Annotated in this window: 12 protein-coding genes; 11 read left to right on the forward strand and 1 reads right to left on the reverse strand. The window is 35.9% G+C overall.

From position 1 onward, the window contains the following. Positions 1 to 96 precede the first annotated feature (96 nt). The 4 genes from SJY24_RS12760 (at position 97) to SJY24_RS12775 (ending at position 6,735) form a co-directional block, all read left to right on the forward strand. Complete coding sequence (locus tag SJY24_RS12760; protein ID WP_377864864.1) at positions 97 to 1,794, forward strand: peptide ABC transporter substrate-binding protein; 1,698 nt, start codon at positions 97 to 99, stop codon at positions 1,792 to 1,794. A gap of 305 nt (positions 1,795 to 2,099) precedes the next feature. Continuing rightward, entirely contained in the window at positions 2,100 to 3,815 is a 1,716-nt protein-coding gene (locus tag SJY24_RS12765; protein WP_377864865.1) for a peptide ABC transporter substrate-binding protein, read from the forward strand. A 421-nt stretch (positions 3,816 to 4,236) separates the two neighbouring features. Continuing rightward, positions 4,237 to 5,931: a peptide ABC transporter substrate-binding protein gene (locus SJY24_RS12770; RefSeq protein WP_377864866.1), complete on the forward strand. Its 1,695-nt coding sequence runs from the start codon at positions 4,237 to 4,239 to the stop codon at positions 5,929 to 5,931. Positions 5,932 to 6,015: 84 nt separating this feature from the next. Then, positions 6,016 to 6,735, forward strand: a complete 720-nt coding sequence (locus SJY24_RS12775; RefSeq protein ID WP_377864867.1) for a class I SAM-dependent methyltransferase — start codon at positions 6,016 to 6,018, stop codon at positions 6,733 to 6,735. A gap of 41 nt (positions 6,736 to 6,776) precedes the next feature. On the opposite strand, the gene SJY24_RS12780 is transcribed toward SJY24_RS12775, so the two are convergent. Then, entirely contained in the window at positions 6,777 to 7,178 is a 402-nt protein-coding gene (locus SJY24_RS12780) for a hypothetical protein (protein ID WP_377864868.1), read from the reverse strand. A gap of 137 nt (positions 7,179 to 7,315) precedes the next feature. On the opposite strand from SJY24_RS12780, the gene SJY24_RS12785 reads away from it, so the two are divergent. From SJY24_RS12785 to SJY24_RS12815, 7 genes are all read left to right on the forward strand, one after another. Then, positions 7,316 to 7,651, forward strand: coding sequence for a hypothetical protein (locus tag SJY24_RS12785; protein WP_098636319.1), 336 nt, complete (start codon positions 7,316 to 7,318; stop codon positions 7,649 to 7,651). 274 nt (positions 7,652 to 7,925) lie between these two features. Then, entirely contained in the window at positions 7,926 to 10,022 is a 2,097-nt protein-coding gene (locus SJY24_RS12790; RefSeq protein WP_377864869.1) for a vWA domain-containing protein, read from the forward strand. A 78-nt stretch (positions 10,023 to 10,100) separates the two neighbouring features. Beyond that, positions 10,101 to 13,463, forward strand: coding sequence for a tubulin-like doman-containing protein (locus tag SJY24_RS12795; RefSeq protein WP_377864870.1), 3,363 nt, complete (start codon positions 10,101 to 10,103; stop codon positions 13,461 to 13,463). Positions 13,464 to 13,520: 57 nt separating this feature from the next. Beyond that, positions 13,521 to 13,655 carry a hypothetical protein gene (locus SJY24_RS12800; RefSeq protein ID WP_001116171.1) on the forward strand — a complete coding sequence of 45 codons (135 nt, stop codon included), beginning with the start codon at positions 13,521 to 13,523 and terminating at the stop codon, positions 13,653 to 13,655. A gap of 73 nt (positions 13,656 to 13,728) precedes the next feature. Next, positions 13,729 to 13,977 (forward strand): DUF1294 domain-containing protein, encoded by a 249-nt coding sequence (locus SJY24_RS12805; protein WP_377864871.1) that lies wholly within the window; start codon positions 13,729 to 13,731, stop codon positions 13,975 to 13,977. A gap of 105 nt (positions 13,978 to 14,082) precedes the next feature. Beyond that, positions 14,083 to 15,024 (forward strand): EamA family transporter RarD, encoded by a 942-nt coding sequence (gene rarD, locus SJY24_RS12810; protein WP_377864872.1) that lies wholly within the window; start codon positions 14,083 to 14,085, stop codon positions 15,022 to 15,024. Between the two features lie 80 nt (positions 15,025 to 15,104). Then, on the forward strand, positions 15,105 to 15,530 hold the full coding sequence (locus SJY24_RS12815; RefSeq protein WP_002111092.1) for a divergent PAP2 family protein: 426 nt from the start codon (positions 15,105 to 15,107) through the stop codon (positions 15,528 to 15,530). The last annotated feature ends 2 nt before the right edge of the window (positions 15,531 to 15,532 follow it).

Here is a 15,532-nt window from a genome sequence, read left to right on the forward strand (position 1 = left end):
GAATTAGTAAGAATCGTCTGATAAATATATAGAGAAAAACAGAATTATCAGAAAATTCTTGATTAGATATCGTTTAGAATTAGGGAGGGTACAAAAATGAAAAAGAAAAAAATGAAAAAACTAACAGCAGTTGTAGTACCGGTTTTAGCAATGAGCATGGCACTAACAGCATGTTCTACATCAGGCGGAGATAAAAAGACAAGCACAAACTCAAGTGGAGATAGCAAGTCAGAGGGGAAATTAGCGGCAAAACAAGTGTTGAATCGAACAGTAAACCAAGAGATTCCAACGATGGATTCTTCTAAATCAACAGATACAGTATCTTCACAAATACTAGGGAATACGATGGAAGGATTATATCGTCTGGATAAAGATAATAAGCCTATTCCAGCTGCAGCAGAATCTAGCACGAAAAGTGAAGATGGTAAAAAATATACATTTAAACTACGTAAAGATGCAAAATGGTCAAATGGAGATCCAGTAACGGCGAAAGATTTCGTATATGCTTGGCAACGTCTATTAGATCCAAAAACAGCTGCTGAGTATGCATTTATCGCATTTCCAATTAAAAATGCAGAAGTGGTTAATAAAGGTGAAAAACCTGTAGCTGAATTAGGAGTGAAAGCGGTAGATGATCTTACGCTTGAAGTTGAATTAGAGCAAGCGGTACCGTACTTCTTAAACTTAGTAGCATTCCCATCGTACTACCCATTAAATGAAAAATTCGTAAAAGAAAAAGGGGAGAAGTTCGGTATAGAGTCTGATACAACAGTTTATAATGGACCGTTCGTTCTTAAAGATTGGAAGCATGAACAAGGATGGCAATTAAAGAAAAATGATCAATATTGGGATAAAAAGACTGTAAAACTTGAAGAAGTTAACTTCAGTGTTGTTAAAGAACCAGCAACTCTTATCAATTTATATGATAGCGGACAAGTTGATTTCGCTTTATTAAACGGAGAGTTCGTTGACAAATATAGAAGTAAGAAAGATGAATTTGGCACATATTCACAAGTAAGTACGTACTTCATTCGTATGAACCAAAAACGTGCTGGACAAGACACACCATTAAAGAGCAAAAAATTACGTGAAGCAATTGCACTTTCAATTGATAAAAAGAATTTAGCAAACGTAATTTTAAATGATGGATCAAAAGAAGCTGACTTCTTAGTACCAAAAGGATTAGCAACTGGACCAGACGGTAAAGACTTCCAAGAAACATTTAAAAACGGTTTGAAACCAGATGCTAAAAAGGCTGCTGCAGCTTGGGAAGAAGCGAAAAAAGAGCTTGGCAAAGATCAAGTTACAATTGAATTCTTAAACTATGATACTGGTAATGCGAAAAAAGTTGGAGAATATGTAAAAGATCAAATCGAGAAAAACTTAAAAGGTGTAACAGTTAACATTAAACTTCAACCATTTAAGCAAAAACTAAAATTAGAATCTGAGCAACAATATGATATTTCGTATGGCGGATGGAATCCAGATTATGCAGATCCAATGACGTTCTTAGATATGTTTGAGACTGGACATTCTCATAACCAAATGAGCTTCTCTGACCCTAAATATGACGGCATGGTGAAAAAAGCCGGTACTGAATTAATGGGTGATGCGAAAAAACGTTGGGAAGAGTTAGGGAAAGCTGAAAAAACATTACTTGAAGAAGATGTAGCGATTGTACCTTTATATCAACGTGGAGATTCTTATGTTTTACAACCAAATGTAAAAGGTGTAGTAAAACATAATATCAGTCCAGAATTTAGCTTTAAGTGGGCATACGTGACTGAAAAATAATAGAGTTAAAAAAGCATTTTAAAGTAGCTTAGCTACTTTGAAATGCTTTTTTTAGTGAGCTAAAAATACTAATTTTTAGTTCAGTTAAATAGAGAAGAATAAGGCGCATAGTACGTACATATAGTAGATGGGGGATAAATTATACTAATTTATGAAGATAAAAATCAGAATATTTAAAATAAAACTATTTACAAACGTGAAAAAAAGAGTAGAATAACATTAGTTATAATTTTCTGAAAAATAAATCATTAACGAGGGGTCTCTCAAGGGTTGGTAATGTACATATAATTAGGGAGGGTATAAAAATGAAGAGAAAAAAGATGAAAAAGTTAACAGCGGTTGTAGTACCGGTTTTAGCAATGAGTGTTGCATTGACAGCATGCTCTGGGTCAGGTGGGGAAAAGAAGACGACTACTACATCTAATAGTGGGGAAGAAAAAAAATCTGATATTAAATATGCAGCGAAGCAAGTATTAAATCGTACGGAAAACCAAGAGATTCCGACGATGGACACTTCTAAATCTACTGATACATTAGGGGCACAAATTTTAGGGAACACGATGGAAGGGTTATACCGTCTTGATAAAGATAATAAGCCTATTCCGGCTGCTGCAGAATCTAGTACGAAAAGCGAAGATGGCAAAAAATATACGTTTAAACTGCGTAAAGATGCGAAATGGTCAAATGGAGATCCTGTAACAGCAAAAGATTTCGTGTACGGATGGCAGCGCTTACTTGATAAAAACACAGCTGCAGAATATGCATTTATTGCTTACTATATAAAAAATGCAGAAGCGATTAATAAAGGAGAAAAACCTTTAACTGAATTAGGAGCGAAGGCGGTAGATGATTACACGCTAGAAGTAGAATTAGAAAAACCGGTACCGTACTTCTTAAATTTATTAGCATTCCCGTCATACTATCCTTTAAATGAGAAATTCGTAAAAGAAAAAGGAGAGAAGTTTGGTTTGGAAGCGGATACAACGGTGTATAACGGGCCGTTCGTAATGTCTTCATGGAAACATGAACAAGGCTGGCAATTGAAGAAAAATGATAAGTATTGGGATAATAAGACTGTGAAATTAGAAGAAATTAATTACAGCGTTGTAAAAGAAGTGGCTACAAAAGTAAATTTATATGATACAGGATCGATTGACTTTACATTACTATCAGGTGAATTTGTAGATAAATATAAATCGAATAAAGATGAGTATGGTGAGTATGCAGAATCAAGTACATTCTTCTTACGCTTAAATCAAAAGCGTAACGGACAAGATACGCCGTTAAAGAGCAAAAAGCTTCGTGAAGCAATTGCGTTATCAGTTGATAAAAAAGGTTTAGCAAACGTTATTTTAAATAATGGATCAAAAGCAACAGATCAATTGGTTCCAAAAGGGCTTGCGGCAGGACCGGATGGAAAAGATTATCAAGATACATTTAAAAATGGTCTGAAATATGATCTGAAAAAAGGCGCAGCTGCTTGGGAAGAAGCGAAAAAAGAACTTGGAAAAGATCAAGTTACAATCGAATTACTAAGCTATGATGATGGAACTGCGAAAAAGATTGCTGATTATGTAAAAGATCAAATTGAGAAGAATTTAAAAGGTGTAACAATTAACACGAAAATTCAACCATTCAAACAAAAATTAAAATTAGAGACTGCACAAGATTATGAAATTTCTTATGCAGGTTGGAGTCCAGATTATGCGGATCCAATGACATTTATTGATATGTTTGAATCGAAGAGCCCATATAACCAAATGAGTTATTCAAACCCGAAATACGATGAAATGGTACAAAAAGCAGGTAATGAATTACTGTCTGATCCGAAGAAACGTTGGGAAGCGTTAGGAAAAGCAGAAAAATTATTCCTTGAAGAAGATGCTGGATTAGTTCCTTTATATCAAACAGGAAGATCATATGTAATGAAACCGAATGTCAAAGGAATTGTGAAACACAACATTAGTCCAGAATATAGCTTTAAGTGGGCGTATGTAACTGAGGATGGCGGCAAGAAATAATATGAAAGCATTTCAAAAGTGGCTAATATGCTTTTGAAATGCTTTTTTTTATGAATAGGAGAATAAGGCACATGGGAATTTTGAGGCCACTTTTAAAATTTGACTGTAGGAATAGTAGAAGGGATTCAATAAGACAGCTAGTGATATCACTTTTATAAGAAAAATCTAGAACTTAGCGATAGAGAAGAATAAGAGGAGGTATGTTTACATATAGTAGATGGGGGATAATTCATATAGTAGTAATAGTAAAATAACAAGTTACTATCATAAAAAAATAAATATTTAGAAAATTTACAAAACTACTTTACAAAACTCAAAAAAATAGTAGAATATTAATTAATAAGAATTTTCTGATAACGAAAGTTAATAGGGAATCTCTAAATGTTAATATCGTACATATAATTGGGGAGGGTACAAAAAAATGAAGAGAAAAAAGATGACAAAATTAACAGCGGTTGTAGCACCAGTTCTAGTAATGAGTATGGCATTAACAGCTTGCTCGGGATCAGGGGATAAAGATAAGGCAAGCACAACGCCGAAAAGTGGCGAAAAAGAAGGCGGGAAATTAGCTGCAAAGCAAGTACTTAATTTAACGGAGAGCCAAGAGATTCCATCTATGGATTCTTCTAAAGCGACAGACCAAGTATCGTTTCTTGCTTTAAATAACGTAATGGAAGGTTTATATCGACTCGACAAAGATAATAAAGCAGCACCAGGGGTTGCTGAATCATATAAAAAGAGTGATGATGGTAAAAAATATACATTCACATTAAATAAAAATGCAAAATGGTCAAATGGAGAACCTGTAACAGCGAAGGATTTCGTGTTTTCTTGGAAACGTGCAGTGGATAAAAATACAGCAGCGGAATATGCATACATTATGTTTGATTTAAAGAACGCAAAAGCAATTAATGAAGGAAAAGCACCACTTGATACGTTAGGAGTAAAAGCTGTAGATGATTACACATTAGAAGTAGAATTAGAAAATCCAGTTCCTTACTTTGTAGAATTAACTTCATTCGGAACATTCTATCCATTAAATGAAAAATTCGTAAAAGAAAAAGGTGAAAAATACGGTTTAGAGTCGGATACAACGTTGTATAACGGACCGTTTACATTAACAGATTGGAAACATGAAGAAGGTTGGAAATTAAAGAAAAATGCACAATACTGGGATAATAAAACAGTTAAATTAGAAGAAATCAACTTTAACGTAGTAAAAGATAGCGGTACACGTGTCAACTTATATGAAAGTGGACAAATCGATCGTGCAGCACTTGCATCTGAAATGGTTGACAAATATAAATCAAATCCAGATTTCTTTACACAAAAAACACCGTCAACGTTCTTCTTACGATTAAATCAAAAACGTGGTAATCAAGATACAGTGTTAAAGAGTAAAGATTTACGTTTAGCGATTGCAATGGCATATGATAAAAAAGGCTTAACGAATGTAATTTTAAATGACGGATCTACACCTGCAGATTACTTAGTACCAAAAGAATTTGCGAAGAGTCCAGATGGAAAAGACTTCCGTAAAGATAACGGAGATATTTTAAAAACAGATGTGAAAAAAGCAAAAGAGCATTGGGAAAAAGCGAAAAAAGAACTTGGAAAAGAGCAAGTAACTGTAGAGCTATTAAACTACGATAGCGATAATGCGAAAAAAGTAGGTGAGTTCTTAAAAGGAGAGCTTGAGAAGAACTTACCGGGCTTAACAGTGAATTTGAAAAACCAACCGTTTAAACAAAAATTAAAATTAGAATCAGATCTAGATTATGATTTATCTTACGCTGGTTGGGGGCCTGATTACTTAGATCCAATGACATTCATTGATATGTTCGTTACAAATGGACCTCATAACCAAACTGGATATTCAAATCCGAAATATGATGAAATTGTAGAAAAAGGTAAAGGCGAGCTATTAACGAAAACGAAAGAGCGTTGGGATAGCTTACTGAAAGCTGAGAAAATGTTACTTGATGATGCTGTAATTGCACCGTTATATCAACGTGGTGATGCTCTTGTTCAAAGACCGAAAGTAAAAGGTATTATTCACCATCCAGTTGGTGGAGATTACAGCTACAAATGGGCATATATTTCTGAAGATAAGTAAGAGAGAGGGCGCGAGCGATGCGCCCTTTTTTCTATGCACTTTTCTGCCTGCATGGAATATATAAAATAAAAAAGGGAGAATCCCATGAAAAGAAATTCGTACATTGATTTTTTAGCTTATTACGGAATAGGGAGTGCTCATCCTGGTGGTTTTACGTTAACGAAGCAATTGTTATCTCAATTGCCACTTAGACATGGAGCAAATGTTCTTGAGATAGGTTGCGGCACGGGGAAAACAGCGGCGTATATGACAAAAGAATTGGGTTATAAAGTGACCGCAGTTGAAAAGAATGAAATTATGATTCAAAAAGCGAAAGATAGATGGTTGTTTGATGGTTTAAATATACAATTGATTCAAGGCGATGTAGAAGGATTACCGTGTTTAAATGATTCATTTGAGCTTGTACTTGGAGAATCTATACTCGCTTTTACAAATAAAGAAAAGGTTATTTCGGAATGTTATCGTGTATTACAGAAGGATGGAAAGCTTGTTGTCATTGAAATGATTACCGAAAAACATATTGAGAAGAAAGAGGAAGAAAAGATTGGACAGTTATATGGTATGAAAGAATTATTAACTGAGAATGAGTGGATTCATTTATTTAAAGCAGCAAATTTTAAAAGAATTACAATTGCAGGTGGCGGAACTATTGCAGAAACAGTTGCAGGACATATGGAAGAGCCAGAGTGGAATGTATCACCGTTTATTCCGGAAGAATTGTATGAGGCGTGGGTGCAACACGAACAAGTACTGCTTATGTATCGACATATTTTAGGGCATCGCATTTTTATATGTGAAAAATAGAGAAAAAGAGTTGGCTAAAGATAGTCAACTCTTTATTATAGTTAGATGAAAAATAATGCAGCTAAAGTAATTCCAAAAATAAAACCAAATCCGAGTTCAAGGCCCCAGCCGCCACCAAATCCACAACCGCCGCAACCACGACGGCCGCATCCGCAGCCACCGAATCCACCACCGAATCCACCACCAGACCCACCGCCGCATCCAAATCCACAGCTGTCACATCTACTAAGGCCACCGCAAATATCACATCCACCGTTTGAATATGCGTCATAGTATCCGAATCCTGTATCAAAAGATGAGCGCTGCTGTACTGGCTCAATCCAAACAGAATCGTTTGTTACATCGATTATTTTGCCTAAGTGAATGCGACCGTCACGATCTTCAATTCGAACTACTTTTCCGAAATAACGTTGGCATGTATCATAACATTTTTGTCTATGCATGTTCTTTCCTCCTTCCCCATTACAGTAATACGATATGTAGGGGGGACAAGTGCGGCTTGTATGAATGACCTATCTATCATAATTGTTATAGGAAAGGGGAAATATATGAAAAGGATATATAGTGAGGAGGAAATGAAATGAAATCTACAGACCAATTTCAGACATACGAAGTTCCTTGGGAAGAATTTATTGAAGCATTGCGGGGAGAAATGAAGAAACAAGTAGGAGCGGATATTATAGACACAGTAGTCTGTAATTTAGAAGATGGTTTTGAAGTGTATACATATGTGCAAGGAGATTTGGATTTTGAGTATACAGAAGCTCTTGAACGAAAATACGGGAGTGACGGGAAAATCCCTAATTTGTTAACAATTATGCTGGTAGCTAGCATTTATAATACGCCGGAAGAGAATATACGTTTACATGCAGATCAGAAGGAAAATCCGATCGTTGAAGTGTATGTGAAGAAATAAAGAGTGCGCTAATTATAGCGTGCTCTTTATTTCTTGTATTGAAAAGAAAATCAAACTTTAGTGGTGGAATTTATAGCGGGAAAAGTATGAAAGCTATGTGTTATTTCAGATATATAATAAGGAAAAAACTCGAAATACAATATGTGAGTAGTTCATTTTTATTTACATAATGTACTCGTTGTGAACTGTTGTCCTAAAATACAAGTCATATATCTTGTTTCCTCTCATAAATTTAAACATAGGAATTTGTCTACAAAGGTGGCGAAGCCTCATCATGAAAATTCGAATTTGTGCCACGTTCATGCTGTTTCTATTTATATGTTTACCTTTTTCAGTTTTTGCAAAAGGAGAGGAGGCAAAGGAAAGGGTCGTTTCACTTGTATATGATGATTCGGGCAGCATGAGAAATAACGATCGCTGGAAGTATGCCAATTACGCCTTGCAAAGTTTAGTTGCGCTATTAGATGAGAAAGATAAATTTTCTTACGTTCCAATGAGTAAGCCGAATGCTCCATTAAACATTTCATTAACAAAGGATCAAAGGCAAACAGAAATTGAGGGGATTGGGGCGTGGAAAACATATTTAAATACTCCATTTAGCGCAGTAGAAACGGCGATGCAATCTATAAAAAAGGAAGCAGATATAGATGGGAAACGTGAATTTTGGCTTATTGTATTAACTGACGGGGCATTTAATGATTTGGAGAAAGATAAGATTGGCGGAAAAGAACAAATTACACAGAAGTTAGCGCAGTTTAAGAAAGAAATGGATTCGAAAAAGATCTCTTTACATCCAGTCTTAATCACGATGGAAGAGGATTTAGGACAGCAAGAAAAAGAACAGCTAAATACGTTTAAAGAAATATGGAAGAAAGAGATAAATGGTGTAACGATGCCATCTAGTGGTGAGGATGGCATTGTAAAAAGTGTAAATCAAGTGGCAGCATTAGTTGCAAATCGTGATCCGTTCTCCTCTGTTGAATCGATTGTAAAAACGAAAGTAGTAGGGAAGAAAATAGAGATTACAACACCGTTCCCATTAAAGCGTATGACACTTGTACGACAATCGCCTTCTTTGTCTAATTATCAGGTCACACAAATTTCTAAACCATTACAATTACAATCTTCTTATTCCATACATGCACCAGGAGAAGCGAAATTGTTTGGAAATATAGTTCATATAAGTACGGAAAATCAGGAAGTTATTAAACCAGGAACTTATACGATAGAAGTGGATCGAGATATTGAGAAAGAAGGACTACAAGTACTAGTTGAACCAGCGCTTAACTATACTGTTTCTACTTATGACAAAGATGATAAAGATAGAAAAAATGTTGAGAAAATGTACGAAGGAGTAACGGCTGTTATTGAAGCAAAACCTACGGAGCTACCAATTCAAATTTCTTATTTTGAAGCAGAAGTAGAAATAGACGGAAAGCAGTATCCGATGAAGTGGGATGATAAAAGACATGTGTTTTATTATGAGACAAAAGTTGGCAAAGAGTTAGTACGCGGAAAAGTTCATATGAACATAAAGGGATTTTATCGGCAGACGAAAGAATTCAAAATTGATACATCCGTAAAACCGAAATTAACACTTCAAACTGTTACAAAAGGTTACGAAGAAAAGGTAACGAATTTGGAAAATAGTAAACCATTTATTTTACAGCCGCAGTTAGATGGTAAACCGATGACAGAAGAGGCTGTAAAGAAACTATTAAAATCTACTGGTGTCACATCCAATCAATCAATCAACTATGAAGTAAAACAACATGATAATCAAATTTACGTTTATCCTCGACCTTATTACTCCGACACATTCAATTTTACAGATACAGGCACCGTAGAAGCTACCATCACGATTAATGATTCAAAATTACAAGAAGTAAAGGAAAAGATTGTACTTCACATAGAAAATGCACCATTTTTTGAGAAATATGCGCTCATTTTTCAATTTGTAATTCCTATCACTTTATTACTTTTAGTAGTAGGAATTATTATTTTAGGATGGATTGTTCGTCCGAGATTTCACCGAAAAGCGTTATTATATTATGAATGGGATCAAGAAGTAGCGAAAGATTGGCTTTATCAATCCGAACCAGAGTTACTTAAAAATAAATGGTGGAAGCACTATTTTGGTATTCCATTCCGAGCAGAAAGAAAGACGGTGCAATCTGTAACGTTAATAGCGAAAAAAGGATCGAAATCTATATTTGTAGCGAAGGAGTCACAAGTAGTTGGGATGATTATTGATGGAATGTTTATAACAGAGGATGAGGTTGGAATGGGACATAAGACACTGTATCCAAATGAACTTTTAGTAATTGATAGAGGATATGGTAAGGAGATTTACCGGTACGAATGTGAATAGTAGATAGGGAAAAGAGGAGGGGTCTTAGTGTTCTTTCCCCTCTCTTTTCAAACAAGCAAGAATAGGAAGGTGGTTCACATGACATTACAAGTTCCAACAATTTTAATTGGCTTAGGTGGAATCGGTAGTACTGTCACACATCAAATATATGAAAGATTACCTGAGGAGCGTCGTAAAAAGGTAGCGATGCATGTATTTGATACAGATGTGAATACATTGAGTAAATTTGATCATATTCGGAAGTTTAAGACGCAAACGAGCTCGAGTAAAACACCGAGAGAGTATATTGCGGGAGATCCAACGATTCCAGAGTGGTTTCCGATGGACCCGACTATACTTGATAAACCGTTAACAGAAGGGGCTGGACAGTTACGCGTCATTTCACGGTTAGCGTTACGTGCTGCGATGAAAGAAGATAAACTCACATCGTTTTGGCAAGAAATAGAGAAGATTTTTCCAGTTACAAGTGATCAGACCGAATATGGTGTACGTGTCATTATTGTAACATCACTAGCTGGCGGAACAGGTTCAGGGATGTTTTTACAAATCGCATTATATTTGCGTGAGATGCTCCGGAAGAAATTGCAGCATCATAACATTTTAATTCGCGGTGCGTTTTTAATGCCAGATGTTTTAGTGAAGACGAGAACGGTTAGTGCGAAAGAGTTTGAAACTGTGCAAGCGAATGGTTACGCATCGTTAAAAGAGTTGCACGCTATTACGCTGGGGTCGACTGGTGAATTATCAAAACGAGGCGGCGTAACGATTGAATTAGAATATCGTCCTGATCAAGTGGATGAAGATGGAAGAACGAATCATACGATAAAGCAGCATCATTTACCGTACAATTATTGCTTCTTATATGATTATGAAAATTTACATGGGCACCATTTGCACAATTTATCAGATTATATGGAGCAAATGGCAAATACAATTCATTTACAGTTATTTAGTCCAATGTCTGCAAATCATTTTGCACAAGAAGATAATCAAATTCAGCAATTGGCAGAATCGAGCGGGAAAGGTAGATATTGTGGGGCAGGAACGGCGAAACTTATTTATCCGTATGAGCACGTTTTGAAATATTGTGCTTTAAAATGGGCGGTTCAAGGTTTAGATGAGTCTTGGCTTCATTTAGATCAACTGTTTCAAGAAAAGAAGCAAAGATACGACCAAGATGTCAAACGTGGTATGCAGCGTGAAAAGCCAGAGCGCGGGAAAAGTTATTTAGAAGATTTAGAGCATCTTGCTACTCGTCCAGAGCAGGCCCATATTTTTTATAGACAAATGTTCAATGAAACGCGTGAAGGAGCAGAGGGCGGTAAGGTCGGTGTCGCAAAGTCTAAGTTGTTTTTAGAGGCTGTTGAAAGCTATGTACACCGTACAGTGCAAAAAGATGAAGAATTAAACCGCCTGCAGCATGAGTGCAAAATATCAGCTGCGAAACTTAAAATAATGGAACAAATGAAGGGTGAAGTAGCGAGAGTTGATCATGCGGTGCGTTTATATGCTTATGCGATTCCAAGTCGTGTACATGAGCATGTGACTACACTTTTATATGATATGGTCGAATCAGACCGCTTTATACCGAGTGGCTCAGAAGGACAGTCTTACCAATTAAATACATGGTTTTTAAAGAAAACGGATCCAGTTCATCCAGTTGCAGCACGTTTCATGCTGTATGAAATTCGTAAGCAGTTAGTAGAGAAGATGAATCGACTACATGAAAATAATGAACAAAAGCGTAATTTAATTCAAAACTACGATAAGAAATTTAATGTGAGTAATATTGATGGAACGGTAACAGCTGTTCGCCGAGTAGAAATCGCGCAGCAACAAGGCTGGTTTGGAAAAATGATTAATAATCAGCAGCGTTTGTTTAAAAAAGAATTTGAAGATATTGTAACGCAGTACGTACACAAATTAAGTGAGTATCGTAAAGAGATGTTGCTAGAACTCGTGTATCAATCGCTATACCAAGCAGTTGATAAAATGATTCAATATTGGGAAAGGTTTTTTGATAACTTACACGAAACACGTGAAAATTTATTGTTTGAAATTCAAAAGCGAAGCAAAGAATTTGAGGGGAAAACGAACCCGACGAATGTATACGTATTAGCTGAAGAGAAATTACAAGAAAAGATTTGGCAAGATATGCAGCAACATTTAAATTTAGGTGTATTACCGAAAGATATATCAGCAGAAATTTATATGAGCTTGTACGGGGAATATTGTCGTGATGCGAAGGCCGAAGAAATTCAGTCGAAAAAGGTTGAAGACTTCTATCGTGAACATATATTGAGTTATTGTTATGACGAACTTCAAGTGCGCTATCGTGACAAATTAGAGCTTAATATCGTTGAAGCATTGCGAAAAGAAGCAGATTTCAAGAAGCGTGATCGTGATGAATACGTTCGTGAAAAAATTGAAGATCTCTTCCATTTAGCAAGTCCGTTCGTTCCGAAAGTTTCTCATCACAGGGAATTACAATATTGGGGCGTACATCCATCTTTAAAACAAGAATTGCAAGAAGAGTTATTGCAAGAAATGTTCAAAGAAAAAGATACGGTAAACGAGACGTTTTCACCATTTGAAGTGATTTGTTATCGTGCTCATTACGGATTATCGCTACAAGATTTTCCTAAGCTTTCATCTGGGCATATTTCAAATGGTTTTATGAATGATAAAGGTGATTACTTCCAATCGTATTATCGCCGCGTGAACAAATTAAATAGTAAAAAATCTAGTTTGACGCCGCATTTAGATAAATATTGGCATTTGCCAGCCTTTATGCCAGACTTGAATGCAACGCAAACGAAGTTAGATTACGATAAATGTAATCGTGCTCTTCTATACGCGTATATGTACCGCTGGATTAGTTTAGTTGCTGTGGATGGACAATTCGTGTATCAATATAACGGTGTCGGCCGTAGCTTTTTAATCCAGTCGATGGGGAAAAATATTTCAAGCGAAAGTTATAAGTTGCACAGAGCGTTGCTTCATAATCCGTTCATTTATGAAAACATCTTGTCCAGGTTTGAAGAAGAACAAGACAAAGCGATGATACAAGGTGGACATTTATATACACATCCATTTGTATTAGGTGCTCAAGATATTAGATGGCTTCGTAAAGAGCATGTCCATAATATTTTAGATATGATTTTAATGTATGACCGTGAGGCGAAATATGACCCGACGTTAGAAGAAACATCCGACGAGTTGTTAAGATTATTCCTTGATGAAATTGAGTTGTATTTCCAAAATTACTACGGAACAGGCGCGGATATGGTTGCGAAGAAAGAAAAAGAGATGTTTATTAAGCAATTGTGGGATCGTTCGTATGCGAAAGGGTATGTAGATCCAAATAGTGCACCTTATAAAAAATGGCAAAATGTATTACATGTTCACGATGAAGAAGAAGCACCAAAAACGAATGTATAATGAGCGAAAAGGGAATCCTTAAGAATGGCAATACAACTTTAGAAAAGAGGGATTCCGATGCCGTTTTTAGGGAGTGTATATCAAATATTTGGATTATATCCAGAAATTTATTATGGAATGATTTCAGCGGAGATTGCAGAGCAACAAATGGAAGAACAAAAAGAACAAGAAAATCATGAGACTGAAGTATAAAACCATGCAGGCTACTCGCCTGCGTGGTTTTTTCGTGTTACAATAAAGCGAATTTTTTAAGGGAGAGAAAGAGATGAAATGGATTTATTTTATTATTATCAACGTTATAGCATTTAGTATGATGGGGCTTGATAAGCGAAAAGCAAAGAAAAAGCAGTGGAGAACGCCAGAAAGTACGTTATTTTTATCAGCTGTAGCTGGAGGAGCGGTTGGAGCTTGGATTGGTATGTATATGTTTCATCATAAGACACATAAAAGTAAATTTATCTTCGGTATTCCAGTGCTCGTGATTATAACAGTAGGAGTGTTTTTATACATATAAGGGATTTGTAAGAGGAATGTCGAAAGAAATGCAGATTGAATATTGGTAAAGTAAGCATGTGAGACCTTATAATGAAGAAAAAAAGAGAAGAGGAGAACAGGGAAGATGGGGAGTCAAGCAGCACAACAAAAGCAGGGGATTATATATGCGGCGGGTGCGTATACGATGTGGGGAGTCCTTCCGATTTATTGGAAATGGGTGGAGGAAGTACCGGCAGATGAAATATTAGCGCATCGCATCGTTTGGGCATTTGTTTTTATGTTGTTAGTTTTAGGAGTAACAAAGAGATTTCGTCAGTTTGGTGGGGAGTTAGTGGCCCTTTTTAAACGACCTAAATTATTAATGTCATTAACAATTGCTTCGGTACTTATTAGTGGAAACTGGTTTGTATACATATGGGCAGTAAATCATAACCATGTAATCGAAGCGAGTCTTGGGTATTATATTAATCCACTTATAAGTATTTTACTTGGTACAGTTGTTTTAAAAGAGAAGCTGAATTTTTGGCAATATGTTGCGGTCGGTTTAGCTGGATTAGGTGTTGTTATTTTAACGGTACGTTTCGGATCAATTCCATGGGTTTCTCTTTCACTTGCTTTTTCATTTGGATTATATGGATTAACGAAAAAATTATTAAATTACGACGCAACAATCGGGCTTACGATGGAAACGATGTTAGTGACGCCATTTGCACTTATATATTTGTTTATGACAGGAGTGCATGGTTTCGGTTCGTTCGGTTCTATTTCGGCAGTATCAACGTTTCTTTTAATAGGTGCGGGTATTGTTACAGCATTACCACTCTTTTATTTTGCTAAAGGGGCACAACTTATTCCGCTCTATATGATAGGATTTTTACAATACATCGCGCCGACTATTAGTTTAATTTTAGGTGTGTTCGTTTTTGGTGAACATTTCACATCTACTCATATGATTGCGTTTTTCTGTATATGGGTTGCTTTATTTGTCTTTTCAATGGCAAAAACAAAGTTTCTATTACAGAAACAACCGAAATTTATTAAAAATAAATCAGCAAAAGTATCATAATGCGTAGTATTTTCTACGCATTTTTCTTTATACTTATATTATATAGAAATTCCATTATAGTCAGTGAGGAGCTGAAAAACATGGAAACAATTTTACATAATGACCCACTTATAGCAGCTGTAATTTCTTGGTTTTTAGCACAGTTAACGAAAGTTGTTTTTAAATTAATAAAAACAGGTGAGTTTGATTTTGCTAAGTTTTTCGCTTCAGGTGGAATGCCAAGTTCGCATGCTTCGACTGTTACTGCACTTGCTACAGGTGTCGGAGTGGTGGAAGGGGTGGAGAGTCCAATATTTGCGGTTGCCGCTATTTTTGCCATTATTGTTATGTACGATGCTTCAGGAGTAAGGCTTGCGGTAAGTAAGCAAGCGAAAATATTGAATGATTTTTTTCATGGTAGACAAACAGAATATAAAAAGTTAAATGAGCTCGTTGGACATACACCGTATCAAGTTGTTGTTGGTGCACTATTAGGAATTGTTGTCGGGGTTGGGTATTGTTTGTAAGC

This window comes from Bacillus sp. R86525 (assembly GCF_042466195.1).
GTDB lineage: Bacteria > Bacillota > Bacilli > Bacillales > Bacillaceae_G > Bacillus_A > Bacillus_A nitratireducens.